The sequence below is a fragment of the Pseudoalteromonas sp. S1609 genome, assembly GCF_005887255.1.
In the GTDB taxonomy this organism is placed as follows: domain Bacteria; phylum Pseudomonadota; class Gammaproteobacteria; order Enterobacterales; family Alteromonadaceae; genus Pseudoalteromonas.
In genome coordinates this window covers 21,059-37,318 of the sequence record NZ_PNDJ01000033.1, presented here as the reverse complement: position 1 = coordinate 37,318, position 16,260 = coordinate 21,059, and the positions used below count along the sequence as shown (strand labels likewise).

Annotated in this window: 17 protein-coding genes; 10 read left to right on the top strand and 7 right to left on the bottom strand. The window is 40.4% G+C overall.

Features of this window, described 5'->3' with window-relative positions:
• The first annotated feature begins 10 nt into the window (after positions 1-10).
• Both CWB76_RS09620 and CWB76_RS20060 read left to right on the top strand, forming a co-directional pair.
• Positions 11-550: a YbhB/YbcL family Raf kinase inhibitor-like protein gene (locus tag CWB76_RS09620; protein ID WP_138607147.1), complete on the top strand. Its 540-nt coding sequence runs from the start codon at positions 11-13 to the stop codon at positions 548-550.
• Between the two features lie 130 nt (positions 551-680).
• Positions 681-824, top strand: a complete 144-nt coding sequence (locus CWB76_RS20060) for a hypothetical protein (protein ID WP_171039610.1) — start codon at positions 681-683, stop codon at positions 822-824.
• A 49-nt stretch (positions 825-873) separates the two neighbouring features.
• Here the strand turns inward: CWB76_RS20060 and CWB76_RS09610 are convergent, their stop codons facing one another.
• Genes CWB76_RS09610 through CWB76_RS09595 form a run of 4 tightly spaced genes read right to left on the bottom strand, consistent with a single transcriptional unit; the run spans position 874 to position 4,357 of the window.
• A complete protein-coding gene (locus CWB76_RS09610) occupies positions 874-1,374 on the bottom strand; it encodes a DUF3299 domain-containing protein (protein ID WP_008468279.1) in 501 nt (166 codons plus the stop codon).
• A 14-nt stretch (positions 1,375-1,388) separates the two neighbouring features.
• Entirely contained in the window at positions 1,389-2,636 is a 1,248-nt protein-coding gene (locus CWB76_RS09605; protein WP_138607145.1) for an ABC transporter permease, read from the bottom strand.
• On the bottom strand, positions 2,633-3,319 hold the full coding sequence (locus CWB76_RS09600) for an ABC transporter ATP-binding protein (RefSeq protein ID WP_138607144.1): 687 nt from the start codon (positions 3,317-3,319) through the stop codon (positions 2,633-2,635). Before CWB76_RS09600 ends, CWB76_RS09605 begins: the two co-directional genes overlap by 4 nt.
• Positions 3,320-3,325: 6 nt before the next feature.
• Positions 3,326-4,357 (bottom strand): CDP-glycerol glycerophosphotransferase family protein, encoded by a 1,032-nt coding sequence (locus CWB76_RS09595; protein WP_138607262.1) that lies wholly within the window; start codon positions 4,355-4,357, stop codon positions 3,326-3,328.
• 217 nt (positions 4,358-4,574) lie between these two features.
• Here CWB76_RS09595 and CWB76_RS09590 point away from each other — a divergent pair, with 217 nt between their 5' ends.
• The 5 genes from CWB76_RS09590 (at position 4,575) to CWB76_RS09570 (ending at position 10,024) form a co-directional block, all read left to right on the top strand.
• A complete protein-coding gene (locus CWB76_RS09590; protein WP_138607142.1) occupies positions 4,575-5,678 on the top strand; it encodes a phosphoribosylaminoimidazolesuccinocarboxamide synthase in 1,104 nt (367 codons plus the stop codon).
• A gap of 136 nt (positions 5,679-5,814) precedes the next feature.
• Complete coding sequence (locus CWB76_RS09585; RefSeq protein ID WP_138607140.1) at positions 5,815-6,480, top strand: methylamine utilization protein; 666 nt, start codon at positions 5,815-5,817, stop codon at positions 6,478-6,480.
• Entirely contained in the window at positions 6,470-8,785 is a 2,316-nt protein-coding gene (locus CWB76_RS09580; RefSeq protein ID WP_138607133.1) for a bifunctional diguanylate cyclase/phosphodiesterase, read from the top strand. Before CWB76_RS09585 ends, CWB76_RS09580 begins: the two co-directional genes overlap by 11 nt.
• Positions 8,786-8,798: 13 nt before the next feature.
• Entirely contained in the window at positions 8,799-9,605 is an 807-nt protein-coding gene (locus tag CWB76_RS09575) for a DUF3034 family protein (RefSeq protein WP_502704761.1), read from the top strand.
• Complete coding sequence (locus CWB76_RS09570) at positions 9,605-10,024, top strand: group I truncated hemoglobin (protein ID WP_138607129.1); 420 nt, start codon at positions 9,605-9,607, stop codon at positions 10,022-10,024. The genes CWB76_RS09575 and CWB76_RS09570 overlap by 1 nt, the downstream gene beginning before the upstream one ends.
• Positions 10,025-10,066: 42 nt before the next feature.
• Here the strand turns inward: CWB76_RS09570 and CWB76_RS09565 are convergent, their stop codons facing one another.
• Positions 10,067-10,810 carry a glycosyltransferase family 25 protein gene (locus CWB76_RS09565; RefSeq protein WP_138607127.1) on the bottom strand — a complete coding sequence of 248 codons (744 nt, stop codon included), beginning with the start codon at positions 10,808-10,810 and terminating at the stop codon, positions 10,067-10,069.
• A gap of 131 nt (positions 10,811-10,941) precedes the next feature.
• On the opposite strand from CWB76_RS09565, the gene CWB76_RS09560 reads away from it, so the two are divergent.
• Positions 10,942-11,772, top strand: a complete 831-nt coding sequence (locus CWB76_RS09560) for a sulfurtransferase (RefSeq protein WP_138607125.1) — start codon at positions 10,942-10,944, stop codon at positions 11,770-11,772.
• Position 11,773: 1 nt separating this feature from the next.
• Here the strand turns inward: CWB76_RS09560 and CWB76_RS09555 are convergent, their stop codons facing one another.
• Positions 11,774-12,124 (bottom strand): DUF5522 domain-containing protein, encoded by a 351-nt coding sequence (locus CWB76_RS09555; RefSeq protein ID WP_138607123.1) that lies wholly within the window; start codon positions 12,122-12,124, stop codon positions 11,774-11,776.
• 43 nt (positions 12,125-12,167) lie between these two features.
• Here CWB76_RS09555 and CWB76_RS09550 point away from each other — a divergent pair, with 43 nt between their 5' ends.
• The gene (locus CWB76_RS09550; RefSeq protein ID WP_138607121.1) at positions 12,168-12,494 is read left to right on the top strand and encodes a hypothetical protein; all 327 of its coding nucleotides are present in this window, start codon (positions 12,168-12,170) and stop codon (positions 12,492-12,494) included.
• 113 nt (positions 12,495-12,607) lie between these two features.
• On the opposite strand, the gene CWB76_RS09545 is transcribed toward CWB76_RS09550, so the two are convergent.
• The gene (locus CWB76_RS09545) at positions 12,608-13,576 is read right to left on the bottom strand and encodes a class 1 fructose-bisphosphatase (protein WP_138607119.1); all 969 of its coding nucleotides are present in this window, start codon (positions 13,574-13,576) and stop codon (positions 12,608-12,610) included.
• Between the two features lie 154 nt (positions 13,577-13,730).
• On the opposite strand from CWB76_RS09545, the gene CWB76_RS09540 reads away from it, so the two are divergent.
• The gene (locus tag CWB76_RS09540) at positions 13,731-16,160 is read left to right on the top strand and encodes a zinc-dependent metalloprotease (protein ID WP_138607117.1); all 2,430 of its coding nucleotides are present in this window, start codon (positions 13,731-13,733) and stop codon (positions 16,158-16,160) included.
• Positions 16,161-16,260: the final 100 nt, after the last annotated feature.

Here is a 16,260-nt window from a genome sequence, read left to right as displayed (position 1 = left end):
AGGACTGAAAATGGTTAACTTTTCAAACTCAGCAGTTACTTTACTAATCAGCGGGCTGTTTAGTAGCGCCAGTTTTGCGGCTGAATTTAGTTTATCGAGCCCTGACTTACAGCCAGGGCAGGCAATAAAGAGTGAGCAATATTGGAATAGCTTTGGTTGTCAGGGGGGTAATGTTAGACCACAACTTAAATGGCAAAATGCGCCTAAAAAAGCCAAAAGCTTTGCCGTGACAGTGTATGACAATGACGCACCAACTGGCAGTGGTTTTTGGCACTGGGTAGTACATGATATTCCTTTTACTAGTAACTCATTATCTTCAACGACTTTGCCCAAAGGAGCCATTGAAGGTTATACAGATATGGGTAAGCCGGGATACTTTGGACCATGTCCACCAGAAGGACGCAAGCATAGCTATACCTATAAAGTGTATGCATTGGATGTAGAAAAATTAGCTGTTCCACAAGGAGCAACAAGTGCACTTACAGGGTTTTTCTTACATCAGCACTCTTTGCAAACAGCCGAGATCACAGTAACGGCAGGACCGCGTTAATTAGCTTAGGAGATAAAAAATGAAGGCTTTACCTTTACTCACTGTTTTAATAGCACTGTGTAGCAGTAGGCTGTTAAGTGCGGCCCCATTATCTGATGAATCAGGCTATTGGCCTGATGATGCACAATAAGTGATTTCTATTTCAATGCAATTTGAGGCAACAGCACAAGATAGCTCTGACGAAGATGAAAGCAATAAGAGCACGGTGAAGTCGACTTGTCATCCAGTGAAAACGCAGCCTGAACTTGAACGAGATATAAGAACGGGTGGTTGATAGAACAAAATAAAAACCCACTTTGAAAAGTGGGTTTTTATTTTAAGAATTAAAGCTCAAAGGGAGCAACACCGACAGCTTGCATTTGATAACCCACTTGGGCTATTTCGCCAGACCAAGTTTGCGTTTTAATAACGCCCGTTACAACAATCGCATCATATAAGCTATCGATGGGCACACCGCCTTTAATAGTTACATGAACCAGCTGGTTTGGCGGTGGGGGTGGCACATGAATACAGGCACCAAAGTAAGGGACTAATAAAAACTCGGTAATAAGTTCGCTGTCACCTTCAAGTGGCACAACAAAACCAGGTAAGCTAACAGACTGCCCATCAAGCGCTTTAACAACCGGTGCGTCCAAATCAGGTTGCACCCAGTTTTGCTCACTGCCTTCGTGATTAGCTTGTGCTTGGGTATCTATTTGCACATGCCCTTGTGGGATCAAGTCTTCCCAAAAAATTTCCTTCGGGGGATTTGCAATGCTAGCAAAGCTAATTAGTACTGCACTTAATAGCATTAAAGAGTGTGTAGTTACTTTAAACAACGTCATGATCATCCTAAAGTTTATATTTTTATACTCATACCATCACTAAGAGAATAAAAGTAAGCGCGTGTAGCAGGGATCAAGCCAATAATGAATCCCGCAGCCATAATAACGCCAATCAAAGTGAGTTCATAGTCAGAGAGCATACTGATACTAATGCTCACTCCTGCTTGGCTTTGTAAGTAACCCGCGGTTGTGCCCATAAGCGCATAAAATAGAGTGCAGCCTACTAAGCAACCTAAAAAGGTAGTGAGCAGTGATTCTATACTGATCAGTGAAAATAGTTGCCAAGGGCGGGCGCCCACAGAACGCAATATTGCCAGTTCTCTGCGGCGTTGATTAAGGTTAGCCAGCAGTGTGGTTAACATACCGAGCAAGCTAATAATGACCACCACAAATGAAAATAGCAATAGGATCTTTTCTATTATTGCCAGCATTTCCCAAAGCTCTTTTAGTGTGACTGTAGGCATAATCGCTAATAAAGGCTCTGGCTTAAATTGGTTTATGTTACGCCTAATTTGTAGCGTATAAAGCGGTGAGTCGAAGCCCATTAAAAAGGCGGTAATTTTTTTTGGATGGCCAACTAGTGCGTGACTCGAGTGGTCATGATGATCGTCATGATCATGATGGCCGCCACCATGAATCAATTCAATTGCCGCCAGCGGCACATGCAATGTTTTATCAACAGGGGTGCCAGTAGGCTTTAAAATACCAACAACTTTGAAGGGGTTATCGTCATGATGATGAAAGCTAGTATTGCCCATACCATGAGAAATAACGATTTCATCACCAATTTTATAGGCCAGTTTACTTGCAACCTCACTCCCTATAACAACTTCATTGATGCTAGAAAAAGCCTGTCCTTGTGTAAATGCTAAGGGCTGTTTTTTAGCAAATCGATAGTGCTTAAAATAATCAAGTGTGGTGCCTAAAACTGCTTGGCCCTTATGGCTATCACCAAGGCTGATAGGAATGCTCCATTTAACCCCGCGTTGTTTTGTTATGTATTGATAGCTTTGCCAGCTTACCCCATTATTAGTGTGGCCAATTCTAAACACCGAGGAGAGTAGTAATTGAATATCGCCAGTACGTGCGCCAACAATTAAATCGGTACCCGAAATGGTATTACTAAAACTACTTTTAGCATCTATGCGAACGCGCTCAATACTGAGTAATAACATGACGCTAATCGCAATAGTGAGCAATGTCAGTAATACACTGGCACGTCTATTTAGCAAACTTTTATAGGCAAGTTTAAATAAAATCATACATCACCTTGTAAATTTACTAAGTCGATTGTGCGGCTAAAGAGTGGCTTTAATGTTTCATCGTGACTGACAAAAACAAGCGTGCTGTTACTTTTTTTTGCTTGTTCAAATAGCAGCTTAATAAAGCTTTCACGATTTTGCGTATCAAGTGCTGAAGTAGGCTCATCGGCAATGATAAGTTCAGGACTGCCTATAAATGCACGTGCTGCAGCAACTCGCTGTTGCTGCCCAATACTTAAAGTGGCAACATTTTGATTATGAAGGTGCGGCTCTAACCCAAGTGCGTTGAGAAGTCGGGCAGCTTCTTTGGTTAAACTCTCAATTTGGTTGAGTACGTGCTGCTGACGCTTTTTCGAAAATTGGCATCCTAAACATACATTTTCTAATGGGGTTAAATAAGGTAGTAAATTAAAGTTTTGGAAAATATAGCCAATATGATCAGCTCTAAATGCATCGCGCTGTGCATTGGTAAGCGCACTTAGGTTTTGGTTCAAAACACAAAGTTGGCCGCTAGTGGTTACATTAATGCCTGCCAGTAGTGCCAGTAAGGTAGATTTACCACTGCCGCTTGGTCCATGTAAAAAAACATGTTCACCTTCATCAATGGCGAGTTGCTCAATAGTGAGAGTGGGGCTGGCTGCTTTTTTATGCCATTTAAAAGATACATTCTCAAGGTTGATCATAACGGCTTACCAACTCCAATAGTTAAGTCTTTTGCGCATTTTAAATTGTCTAATAAGATTAAGCGGTTTAGCTTTGAGCTTTTCATCACTATGCAACAGTTCATTGGTTGCGCAAAGTACTCGTTGGCTTGACTTACCATCTGCGTATGGGTGTAATTCTTGGCAAAAAGCTTCAATATTATCCACCAGTTCTTTTGGGTAAGTTAGTGCATAGTTTATTGCGGCTTCAACGTTATTTTTATCTGTAATATCAAGTAAGTGTTTTTCAGGTGCTTTATTGCAAAACGTTACAACCGGTTTTCGTTGTATTAAAAACATCAGTAGTATGGATGAAGTATCGCACAGCATTACATCAGCAGATTGTAATAAAGGAATAACATTGTCTGTTTCAACAAAGGTTAGATTGTCATTACTCAACGCTTGGTATTTATCAACCCACTCTTGCTGCATCTTTGGATGAAACTGAACTAATAGTCGCCATTTACCGCTTTCACTAAAGTGTTTTATTTGTTCATAAAGTTTAGGTGCAAGAGATAAGCGTTTTGAGAATGTAGAGCAGATCAACACCGTTGGGCGAGAGTCTTTACTTAAATAAGGATTACTTGCATGATCATTAAACAGAGGATCTAGTGTGGGCCAGCCAGTTTCTGAAACTTGGAAAAAGCCATGCTTTTTAGCAAGCTCTTGAAACCTTAAAGTCGTATTAGGTCCTTGTGTACAATATAAATCAAAACAACCTCTAATATTGAAGTGGTCTTCTTTACCTTTTCTATTTAGTTTTCCAGAATTAAAACCATGAAATACAGCTACTTTTTTTCCTGGAATAAAGCTTGGAATAGTATTGCCTGGTATGAAAACAGCATCTGGCTCCCAATCTTTTATACTTTTGACTGATTCAAGGCGATGTTCAGTTGATTTTAAAAACTTAGGGTCTACTTCATCACCCTCTAAAAACCATTTAACTTCCCCTCCTTGAGCTAATATTTCTGCTTGCAAAGGCCTTAAAATAGCATAGGAATAATTTTGAGAAATATACATTAAATATTTCTTATTCTTAGTGGCAGTTAAATAGTTCAAGCTAGCTCCTTAGGGCAAGTAATCATGCAAGTTTACCCCAATGCGCCAGCTAGATAAATATTCTGAGATGATTTGTTTTTAGCCTAAGATTGAGCTTTGTGGTTGCCTAGATTATTATAGAGCGCCTAACCCCAATTCCATACTTTGCTCTTTGAGCATGCCAAACCCCGGAGATAGCATGACTAGCTATAAAGTTTTAGACGTAAACGATGACTTACCCATTCGTACTAAAGGTAAAGTACACAGTGGCAAAGTGCGTTCAGTTTATTGGTTGACCGATGCAGATAGTAAACGCTTAATAAATGAAAAAGGCTATAACGTTCCTGCCGATACTGAATTGGCCATTATGGTTATTTCAGACAGAATTTCTGCTTTTGATTGCATATGGCAAGGTGAAAATGGCCTAAATGGCGTTCCTGGTAAAGGGATTGCATTAAACTCAGTGGCTGCTCATTGGTTTAACATGTTTAATGAAGCCGGTTTGGCGGGTAATCATATTGTTGATATTCCTCACCCATACGTATGGATTGTTCGTAAAGCCAGTACAGTTAAAGTTGAAGCAATTGCTCGTCAATATATTACCGGCAGCATGTGGCGCGACTACGCCAAAGGCGAAAGACACTTTTGTGGTTTGCAACTTCCAGAGGGCTTAAAAGCGAATCAAAAGCTTGAGCAAGTACTCATTACTCCTTCTACTAAAGGTATTATAGAAGGGGTGGCTGATATTCCTGCCGTTGATGATGTAAATATTACGCGTGAAAATATTACGAACAACTTAGATGTTTTCAATTTTAAATCGACTGACGATGTCACCAAATATGAAAAATTATTGGTAGAAGGGTTCGAGCTAATTAGTAATGAGTTAGCTAAGCTTGGCCAGATTTTCGTTGATACCAAATTTGAATTTGGTTACGTAGAAGATTTAAATGGTGCTCAGCAGCTTATTTATATTGATGAAGTAGGGACACCAGATTCATCGCGTATTTGGGATGAAGCATCTTATAAGAATGGCAAAATTGTTGAAAACTCAAAGGAAGGCTTCCGTCAGCTGTTAATTAATAACGTGCCAGAGAGTGATGTATTATTAAATAAAGACCGTATGGCTGAGCGTGAGCAGCTAGCAAAAGATTATATTTTACCTGAGTCAGTAATGCTTGAAGTGTCTGACACTTATGTGGGTATTGCTAGCAAAATTGTCGGTAAAGAGATCGTTATACCCAATGATCCGCGCCAAGAAGTGATTGCAATTTTAGATACTGACTACGGTTTAATTAATCACTAACGAGCAAGTTAATCTTAATGATAAAGCTTGTTTCAACTAGTGAAAAAGTATTTATTTTTAGTAACTGAGCTATAATTCTTGCAATTAGTGCTCGTCTCTAATTAACTTAACCTATGGTGAATATTTAGGTGTGATTATGTTAGAGCGAGCAATGCAAGTTATTGCAAAACGTCGTTATTTATTAGTACTGGGTGCATTGTTTAGTGTATCGGCGTTTGGCAATACCATTAATTTGGTTATTAAAGATCAGCATGGCCAAGTATTGCCTAATGCTGTCGTAGAAATAAATCATTTACCTTCCTCAAAAGCTACGGGCAATTTACCCACGGTGGTAATGGATCAAGTTGATAAACAGTTTTCACCGCAGCTGCTTATTGTACGTCAAGGTCAGTACGTAAACTTTCCAAATAGCGATAATATTCGCCACCATGTATATTCTTTTTCAAAAGCAAAGCCTTTTCAATTAAAGCTCTATTCTGGCCAGCCAGAAGAACCCATTAAGTTTGATAATCAAGGGGTTGTTGTTCTTGGCTGCAACATCCACGACTCTATGGTGGGCTATATTTATGTTGCTAACAGTAATCATGTGTATACCAGCAACGAGCAAGGCCAGATAAAACTACAAGTTGACTCTTTTCCTGTGCAAGCCAGTATCTGGCATTCGCTGCAAACAGCTCCTTTGGATAATAAAAAGCTGTTTGATATAGAATCAACTAACCCAGTATTAATCGCTATTAATACATCTATGCCTGCACCACGTAACACCTTTGGCAGTCAATTTAGGGAAGGTAATGGGCAATAATTTACGTAGCCGTATAACAACGCTATGCGTTGGCTTGGTGTTACTTACAACTTTACTCAGCTTAGTGAGTTTTTGGTGGTCTACGAGTAAGTTTCAGGCAGAAAAAGTCCAGCAAAATATAACGGTTGCGCAAAGCGTTTATAAGCAATATTTAAAATCAAAAGAGAGCTTGCTATTAACTGCTGCAAAGGTTTTAACCGCTGATTTTGGTTTTAAGCAAGCAGTTGCTACTCGCGATGCAGCCACCATTAGTAGTGTGCTATACAATCATAGCCAACGGATCAATGCCGATTTAATGCTGTTGCTCGATTTATCGGGGCGGTTAGTGTCTGCTAATGTGAATGCACAAAATTTTGCAGATAACCTACAGCCCTTGATGGATGAGTTATTAAATAATTCTGAACAATCGAGCTTTGTGGTGTTAAATAACCAGCTCTATCAAGTGATATTATTGCCCGTTAAAACTCCAAGAACTATCGCTTACAGCTTGGTCGGCTTTAAAATCACGTCGGCTGTTGCTACTGAGCTGAAAAGCTTAACCGGTATGGAGGTTAGCTTTGTTGCGCAGTTAGATGATTTTGCAGCAAGCTCGTTTGCACCTCAATCTGAAAAATTTCAACCTATAGAATACTTTGAAGATAAAACTACAGCTCGTTTTTTTGCTGAGTACTTGGCCTATGAAAATCAACAAATAGCTTTACCGTCTTTGCAATCACATCCGGTCACCTTACTACTAAGTGCTGATTTAACTTCAAGTTATCGAGATATTGAGCAGCTATTACTAACGCTAGTTACATTGGCCGTATTAACCATGTTATTTGGTGTGATCACCAGTAGTTTGCTGGCCAATAACTTAACCAGCGGACTTACACAGTTAGCGGTTATCGCAAGGCAATTTGCCAAAGGTGACTACCGTTTTAAATTTGAAGGTAAAAAACAAAGCAGCGAAATAGCAACGCTAGTCAGCGCCTTTAATAACATGGGTAATGATATTAATAAGCGTGAGCAGCAAATCAGTTTTCAAGCACATCACGATACCTTAACAGGGTTTTATAACCGTTCAGCTATGTTAGATTTATTAGCAAAGCAGCTCACTAAAGATAGATGCTACACGCTTGTTGCTATTGATATAAAAGGCTTAAGACACATAAACGACAAGCTTGGTCCGCAAGTAGGAGATGAGTGTTTAATTGCGGTGGCAAACCGTATTCGTCAATTCTCTGATGAGCTTGGTGGATTTCATGCACGAATTGGCGGCGATGAGTTTTTAACGGTTTACCCCAGTGTGGAGGCTGACCAAGTAAAATGTGCTGTAGCCGATTTGATTGAGCAATTACAGGCACCTTACCAGATTAAAAGCTTAAAAATAAGTTTGCGTTTTAACGCTGGGATTGTGCAGTACCCTGGACAAGGCGTTAAAGCGGACGATTTAATGCGGCGTGTACTCATTGCTGTTGATGCGGCTACAACAAGCCAACAAAGCTTACATTACTACCAAGATGGTGAAGATGAGGCGCACTTAGACCGTTTAATCATGCTGGATGAGCTCAAACAAGCGATTGATGATGATAACGGGCAACTGTTTATGACTTATCAGCCTAAGTTGAATATTAAAAGTCAGAAAATTGATAAGGTTGAGTCACTTATTCGTTGGCAACGTGATGATGGGAGTTGGGTTTCGCCTGAAGTGTTCATTGATTTAGCTGAGCAGTCAGGATTAATTGTGGAACTAACTGCCTGGGTTGTCGATACAGTTATTGCGCAAATAGCCGATTGGTATAAAAAAGGGATTCACTTACAGGCAGCCATTAATGTGTCAGCCCAAGATATTGCGCATGCGGGATTTCATAATTTATTGGTCGCGACCTTAAAGAAATATCATGTAAGCCCAAGTTCCGTCACTATTGAGTTGACGGAGCGCGATATGATCGAAAATGAAGCTCAAGGTATCAAAGCGTTAGAGAACTTAAAAACTATCGGTGTTAAAATATCATTAGACGATTACGGTGTCGGGCAAACATCATTGGGGCGATTAAAAATGTTACCTATTGATGAGCTTAAGCTAGATAAATGCTTTATTTTAACTTTGCATGAGTCACAAAAAGATCAATACATAGTGCGCTCGTCAATTACACTTGGGCACCAACTTGGGTTTTCAGTGGTGGCCGAGGGCGTAGAAACGGCAGCGTCTTTATCATTGCTTCACGAAATGCAATGCGATCATGCACAAGGTTACTACTTGAGTCGTCCTTTAAAAGCACAGCAACTAGAACAATGGTTAGAGGAATATCAGGGTGTACATTAAATTTTTACTGAGCATGACACTCTTATTTTGCAGTACGCTAACTGTAGCTGCAACGGGAAAACTATTAGCAACACCGGGTGTCTCTCAAGTTGAAGGCAGTGCAGGAGGAGGGTTAGTTCCTTGGGCGCAGCTAGCAGGTTATGCTAGTGAGGACGAATGGGCTGTTAATGGCTTTTGTAGTCGTGCTGATGTAACAGATTACCGCCTAGATGCCTGTGGTATGCAGCTTAACCTATTTAATCGTGTTGAACTGAGTTATGCAGTGCAGCAGTTTGATGTGCCTGCGCTCAATACAGAAATAGAGCAGTCAATTTCTGGGGCAAAAATTCGTTTATATGGTGATATAGTATACAGTAAGTGGCCCCAGCTAAGCATGGGTGTACAGCATAAATCACTGGATGATGGCACAGTTGCAAAGTTGGTTGGCGCAAAAAATACCAGTGGGACAGATGTGTACCTAGCAGCCAGTAAATTACATTTGGGCGCACTTGCTGGGTACAACTGGTTTTGGAATGTGACCACCCGTTACAGTAAAGCCAATCAGTTAGGGCTTTTAGGATATGGAGGGGCTAATGAAGGTAGCCATATTTTACTAGAAGCAAGTAGTGCGGTGTTTGTAAGTCGTGAACTTGCTATTGGCATTGAGTATCGACAAAAAGCCAATAACCTAGGTTTAGGCGAACAAGATTGGCGCGATTTATTTATAGCGTGGATGCCAAATAAACACGTCAGTGTAACGGCGGCCTATTTAGACTTAGGGCGGATTGCTGGTGTTGATAAACAAACCGGCTGGTATTTATCGGTAACGGGGTATTGGTAATGAAACTGAGTGTATTTACTTTTTGCTGTTTAAGCTTACTTGCAGGATGTGCTGCTCAGCCTAATACCTCTTTGTATCAGCAGCTAGGCGAACAAGCTGGGCTTGAAAAGTTAACTGACAGTTTTATTGTTCAAATAGGCAATGATAAACAGGTGTTTCATTACTTTGAACACAGTAATATTAGCCATTTTCGACAAGGATTTATTAGCCACTTATGTTCGCTGGTGGACGGCCCTTGTGAATACAAAGGCGACTCGATGGTTGCGATTCATACAGGTATGAATATAAATGAAAAAGACTTCAATCACGTTGTCGATTTATTAATAAATGCAATGAACGAGCAAAATATCCCACATACAGTGCAAAATAAAATTTTAGCTAAAATGGCGCCACTGCGTGGCGAAATTATTAAGATTTAATTTTTATAATCAAATGCATACATGTAAAAACATGCTTGAGTATTACTCACCTGTAATCTTAGCAAGATCTGCCGTTTTATATCGTCTTTGCATATGAATACTCGATCTATGAATTAAATTTCTGATAAATGTACTGCGGTTGGAATGGGAGCCTGCATTAGCGCTTGTTATTTCACTAATAAAGCTTCGATCTTCGGCAACAGGGTAGGGTTTTATGCCAATCATATTTAGGCCTACTTCAGTGTGAAACTGCATATCGACATCCACCGGTCTAAAAAATGGTTTTCTTTGCAGTAGCTTTTTAGCGCCGCTTAGTGAAATGATGTAGCCTTGAGTGCCATTAGGTGCCTTTTTATAGTTGCCAACTGTTAGGCTGTTTTCTAATAACGTACTGTCAATAAATGGAAAGTTTCGATTATCAGATAGCTTGATTAAATCCCAGTTTTTTAATTTAAGCGCCGCGTCAACAACATCTTTAAGTGAAGCTTCAATGAAAAGGTCATCCTCCAATACAACACAATAAGCGATATTTTCATCGACCATTTTTTGCCAAAGGCGCATATGGCTTACATAGCAACCAATTTCACCTGCAGATAGGTTGCGATTGTAGCGTTTTTTATTTTTTTTCGGGCAATACCACTTGAGGATTTCTTGTTCACTAAGGTTTTTGCCAATGGTCGCTTCAAAACGTTCAGCATTTAAGTGCAGGCTGGTTAGTCGCTTTAGGGTTGTTTCCCAGCGGTCTTCGCAGCCTTGCATATTGATAATGTAAAAAGGGATTGGCATAATTTCACTTTATTTAGAAATATCAAAGCGGCTATTTTAGCATTATTATAATTTGTAACCAGTCTAAATTCTGTTTATAAACAGGCTGTAATAATATATAGCTATTTCATTTCCTCAAATTTGGCAAGATGATGAAAAATATAGTCAGTGCACAATGGTTACATGCGCGTTTAGAGCAAACTAACTTAGTTATTTTTGATGCAGGTATGCTACGCCCCTCAGCTGCAGGGGAGTATTCGCCCGTTGCTATGCTACCTAAAGCACAACGATTTGATATCAAAAAAGAACTCGCAGATACCTCAAACCCATTACCCAATACCTTGTGTAGTGCAGAGCAATTTACTCAGGTGATGCAAAAAGCAGGAGTGAATCACGATTCACTCGTGGTGATTTATGAAGATGCAGGGTTATTCAGTGCAGCTAGAGCCTGGTGGATGTTTAAAGCCATGGGATTTAGTAACGTTAAAGTGCTCAGTGGCGGTTTAGCCAAGTGGCTTGAACTAGAGCTTGTGGTTGAGTCAAACTATACACAAGCATCACTAAAAGGTGACTTTATTGCTCAATACCAGCCTGGTTACTTTATTGATAAAAAACAGGTGCTAAGTGCTACTAAGGATACCAATACAGTTATTTTAGATGCGCGTGCTTATGAGCGTTTTACCGGTAAAAATAAAGAGCCAAGAGCGGGTATGCGCAGCGGTCATATAATTAACAGTTATTCACTACCTTTAACTAGCTTATTAGAAAATGGCGAGGCAAAATCACTCGACTTTGTACAGGCAAAGTTTAGTGAATTAGTCGGTAATGCAACCCAGTTACAATTTAGTTGTGGTTCGGGTGTTACTGCCTGTGCGCTTGCGCTGTTCGCCGATGAATGCGGATATCATAATATAAGTGTTTACGACGGCTCGTGGAGTGAGTGGGGCGCTGATAGCTCCCTGCCTATTGCAGCGGGAGAGTAGATTAATTGTAAGGACAATTTTTACACCCGTTTTTGCAGCAAGTACCCCGTTTTAAAAAATACCACTTACTAAACACCATGTAACTATTTTGCATGGTGTAATCTAACCCTTCAATTAAATTATCATGGCTTCTAAATTGTTTAGCAAAAGCGATTTGAGCTTTTATTGGTTGAGTGTATATAGTCTCTAAATAGCTATTTATTTTAGCAAGAGTACATAAGCGGCATAAGCAGCTGGTTGCTGTATCATCGAATGGTAAAATAGCAGGTAACTGATAACACCAACATGCGGTTATATCATTAACATTACAGTTAAGCGTTGTATTACATTGGCTGCAGTTTATCTGGGTCATTTTAGGTCTTATTAACAGTAGAGCAGCAAGAATAACAAACATTATGAATATACAAAAAGCATTGGCTGAATTTATTACATTTGGCGAGCAAAGAGATAGTGCCATTAGTGTGATTGTTTCAACCGCAGCAAGCAATAAAACCTACCTGTACACACTCACAAAGCCTGTACTAATTAATGTACTTACGCGTTGTTTCAATAAAGAAATTGATATTGACGATTTACAGCTGTGGGCAAATGTTATTGAGTCGCGAGATGACATAAATTGCGCTGAGCATGAAGGCGTTATTTACGCGCTAAGTAATAGCGAGCAAATGGGCGAGTTGACTCATCAAAAGCTCGCACAGTTGTTAAAGCTGCTACAACAGTAGCAGGTGGTTATCAGAAAATATGAAAGGTTTTAAGCAATAGGTTTCAGATGTTAGTAACCACTACAGGGCTTATCTCTAGCTGACAACTGAAACCTAAAACCTGTTCTTAAAGTTTACTTATGATAGCTCAAGCAAGTTTCCACTTCGTCTTTAGAGCCTAAAATAACCGCAACTCGCTGATGGATAGCATCAGGCTGAATATCCATAATACGCTCAGTGCCTGTTGAAGCAATACCACCTGCTTGCTCTACTAGCATTGCCATTGGATTTGCTTCATATAGTAAACGTAGTTTATTAGGTTTATTAGGATCTTTAGTGTCAGTTGGGTAAGTAAATAAACCACCACGGCTAAGTACACGATGAACATCGCCAACCATTGCAGCAATCCAACGCATATTGAAGTTTTGAGCGCGAGGGCCTGCATCTCCGGCAAGTAAGTCATTAATGTAGTTTTGCATCGCTGGTTCCCAGTGGCGCTGGTTAGAGGCATTAATTGCAAATTCATTAGTTTTAGCAGGAATAGCGGCAAAATCTTGAGTAAGTAAAAAGCTACCTTGGGTTTTATCTAAGGTAAACATGCGTGTACCTTTACCCGTTGTTAGCGCAAGCATAGTTGATGGGCCATACAGTACGTAACCTGCAGCCACTTGTTGATGCCCAGGTTGCATAAAAATCTTTTCATCAGCAGCATCTGAGCCCACAGGTGCTTTCATAATCGAAAAAATAGTACCTACAAGTGAGTTAATATCGGTATTTGACGAGCCATCAAGTGGATCAAATGCAACAATGTACTCGGCATCTGAGTTACCGGCAACAGTATAATCTTCTTCTTCAGAGGCAATCGCTTTAACTGTGCCTGACTCCAGCAATATATCTTTTAATAACTGATTAGACAGTACATCGAGTTTCTTTTGTGTTTCGCCTTGAATATTTTCATCGAGGGTTGAGCCTAATACGCCCGATAATTCACCTTGACCGACGCGAAATGAAATTTCTTTACATGCCGCTAAAATTGTACGAATTAACGACAAAAGTTCTCTTGAACAGCCATCTTCTAGTAATACTGGTGGGAGTCTACGCATTCTTTTTTCCTGATAACGTGTTAAAACTAATCATAATGTGAGAGAGATTAGTTTAGAGCGCTGAAATTCGTCTTAAATAACTGTATTGTATAAATACCCCCCTATAATGGGGTACCTACATCGCATTTAAAACGCTAATAACAAAGATAAGATTATGCAAAAAATATCACGATTAAGTTACATACTCTTTACTGTGCTGCTCTGTATGATAACTCAAGCGCACGCAGCAATTAAGTCTATTGACGAATTTACTGAAAAAATGAACCATTTCCCTGGTTATTTTTCTTTCTTTTATGATACCCAAAACGGCAATGTGTATTTAAAAGTTGATAAACTTGAGCAACAATTTTTACTACAGCATAGCTTGCCTTATGGTGTTGGCTCTAACGACATAGGTTTAGATAGAGGCCAATTAGGCGGTACCTATTTGGTACAGTTTGAGCGCTTTGGCAACAAGGTGATGTTACGTGCCGTAAATACTTACTACCGTGCAAACACGAGTAATATAGCAGAGCAGCAAAGCGTTAAAGAAGCGTTTGCATCCAGCATTTTGGCGGGTTTTAAAGTTGTCGCTCAAGATGACAATGCTGCATTAATAGATTACACCCCTTATTTACTGAGTGACGTACATGGCGTAAGCCGTACTTTAGCTGCGCGCAAGCAAGGGCAGTTTAGCCTTGATGAGTCACGCAGTGCGGTATTTATGAATCGCTCAAAAGCATTTTTGAAAAATACTGAACTTGAAGCCATTCTCACCTTTAAAGGGTCTAAACCAGGTAAATACGTTCGCCAAGTGAGTGCTGATCCTTACGCTTTGAGTGTGCACATGCACCATTCACTTATTCAACTGCCTGATGATAATTACACGCCACGAAAATTTAGCCCGCAATCGGGTTATTGGAGTGTGGAGCATAAAAATTATGCAGCAGGGCTCGATGCGTCTATGTACGTGCGTTACATTCCGCGTCATCGTTTAGCAAAAAAAGATCCAAGCCTAGCAGTTAGTGAGCCAGTAGAGCCTATTGTTTATTACTTAGATCCAGGGGTACCTGAACCAGTAAAAACGGCTTTATTAGATGGCGGGCAATGGTGGAATGACGCTTTTAATGCTGCAGGCTATAAAAATGCCTTTAAAGTTAAAGTGCTACCAAGTAATGCAGATCCTATGGATGTGCGCTACAACGTTATTCAATGGGTGCATCGAGCAACTCGAGGTTGGTCGTATGGCAGTTCAATTATAGACCCACGTACAGGCGAAATTATTAAAGGCCATGTGACACTAGGGTCGCTGCGAGTGCGTCAAGATATCCTTATTGCTGAATCACTCGCTGCGCCTTATTTAAAAGGCAATGAAGTGGCAGGTACTTTACATGCTATGGCACTTGATCGTATTCGTCAGCTCAGCGCTCATGAAATTGGTCATACACTGGGTATTGCGCACAACTTTGCTGCGTCAGTAAATAATCGAGCTTCGGTGATGGATTATCCGCATCCGTTATTGAGCTTTTCAGATAATGGTCAGTTAGACGTATCTGATGGTTATGCTAAAGGTATGGGCGCATGGGATACGCAAGTGATTAAATATGGCTACAGTGATTTTACCGGCCAAGATGAAAGCGAAGCACTCGCTGCTATTTTACAGCAAAATAAATCGCTAGGTTTGGCGTTTATTTCTGACAGTGATGCCCGTGCAAAAGGTGGAGCGCACCCTACAGCGCATCTTTGGGATAACGGCAGTAACCCAAGTGAAGAATTACTTAGAGTACTTGATGTGCGAGAGCAGGCGCTCGGGCAGTTTGGTATTAACAATATAAAAACTGGGGTTGCGCTGTCGCAGTTAGAAGAAAAGCTAGTGCCACTTTACTTGTTCCACCGTTATCAGGTTGAAGCGGTTGCTAAGCTTATTGCGGGTGTTGATTATGACTATGAAATACGCAGTGACGCACCCGTTAAAGGCGCCCAAGTTGTAACTAAAGAGGCTCAGCAACAAGCCGTTAATGCTATTTTAGCCACCCTAAAAGCAACTAATTTAACGCTGCCAGAGTCGATACTTTCTTTGATTGTACCAAAGGCGTATGGCGAGTCTAAATCACGAGAAAGTATAGTGGGTCGTACCGGCTTAACTATGGATGCACTTGCATTGCCTGAAGTGGCGGCGCAGCATAGTTTATCGCTATTACTAAATGCTCAACGATTAAATAGATTAGCGCAGCAACAAGCACGTGATAACCGCTTTTATAGCCTAGATGAGTTACTTAAGCAGTTAAACAAACAGGTGTTTAATGTATCAGCACCTGCCACCATGACAGGAAAAGTAACACAGCGGGTACAGTACTTAACGGCAAAAACCATGGCTGATCTTGTGGCTAACGATGGTTTAAGCCCTGAAGTGCAAGCGCAACTACATTTCTATTTAAGCAAGCTTGCTGATGAGTTTAATCAGCACTCTTTGCTAGGCCATCCTGAAGTGGGTGACAGCGCATTTAAAAACTATTTAGCGTCGCAAATTAATCAGTTTTTAACAACAGGGCAGTGGCCTGACAATTTTAAAGCCCTGCCAATACCACCAGGCTCACCTATTTAATAGTACAAGCCAGAGGATAAAGGCGCTGTGTAAACGTTACGTTTCATGGTGCCTTGTTTTTAGGGTGTTACTTTTGCTTGCATAAAGTTGGTTTTTTGTT

What these genes read in the sequence shown, in the direction of transcription:
- CWB76_RS09560 (WP_138607125.1), top strand. Translation starts at nt 10,942, where the DNA reads ATGAAAAATATAGTCAGTGCACAATGGTTACATGCGCGTTTAGAGCAA.
- CWB76_RS09595 (WP_138607262.1), bottom strand. Translation starts at nt 4,357, where the DNA reads ATGTATATTTCTCAAAATTATTCCTATGCTATTTTAAGGCCTTTGCAA.
- CWB76_RS09540 (WP_138607117.1), top strand. Translation starts at nt 13,731, where the DNA reads ATGCAAAAAATATCACGATTAAGTTACATACTCTTTACTGTGCTGCTC.
- CWB76_RS09585 (WP_138607140.1), top strand. Translation starts at nt 5,815, where the DNA reads ATGTTAGAGCGAGCAATGCAAGTTATTGCAAAACGTCGTTATTTATTA.
- CWB76_RS09620 (WP_138607147.1), top strand. Translation starts at nt 11, where the DNA reads ATGGTTAACTTTTCAAACTCAGCAGTTACTTTACTAATCAGCGGGCTG.
- CWB76_RS09565 (WP_138607127.1), bottom strand. Translation starts at nt 10,810, where the DNA reads ATGCCAATCCCTTTTTACATTATCAATATGCAAGGCTGCGAAGACCGC.
- CWB76_RS09605 (WP_138607145.1), bottom strand. Translation starts at nt 2,636, where the DNA reads ATGATTTTATTTAAACTTGCCTATAAAAGTTTGCTAAATAGACGTGCC.
- CWB76_RS09550 (WP_138607121.1), top strand. Translation starts at nt 12,168, where the DNA reads ATGAATATACAAAAAGCATTGGCTGAATTTATTACATTTGGCGAGCAA.
- CWB76_RS09575 (WP_502704761.1), top strand. Translation starts at nt 8,799, where the DNA reads ATGACACTCTTATTTTGCAGTACGCTAACTGTAGCTGCAACGGGAAAA.
- CWB76_RS09545 (WP_138607119.1), bottom strand. Translation starts at nt 13,576, where the DNA reads ATGCGTAGACTCCCACCAGTATTACTAGAAGATGGCTGTTCAAGAGAA.
- CWB76_RS09590 (WP_138607142.1), top strand. Translation starts at nt 4,575, where the DNA reads ATGACTAGCTATAAAGTTTTAGACGTAAACGATGACTTACCCATTCGT.
- CWB76_RS09555 (WP_138607123.1), bottom strand. Translation starts at nt 12,124, where the DNA reads ATGACCCAGATAAACTGCAGCCAATGTAATACAACGCTTAACTGTAAT.
- CWB76_RS09610 (WP_008468279.1), bottom strand. Translation starts at nt 1,374, where the DNA reads ATGACGTTGTTTAAAGTAACTACACACTCTTTAATGCTATTAAGTGCA.
- CWB76_RS09580 (WP_138607133.1), top strand. Translation starts at nt 6,470, where the DNA reads ATGGGCAATAATTTACGTAGCCGTATAACAACGCTATGCGTTGGCTTG.
- CWB76_RS09570 (WP_138607129.1), top strand. Translation starts at nt 9,605, where the DNA reads ATGAAACTGAGTGTATTTACTTTTTGCTGTTTAAGCTTACTTGCAGGA.
- CWB76_RS09600 (WP_138607144.1), bottom strand. Translation starts at nt 3,319, where the DNA reads ATGATCAACCTTGAGAATGTATCTTTTAAATGGCATAAAAAAGCAGCC.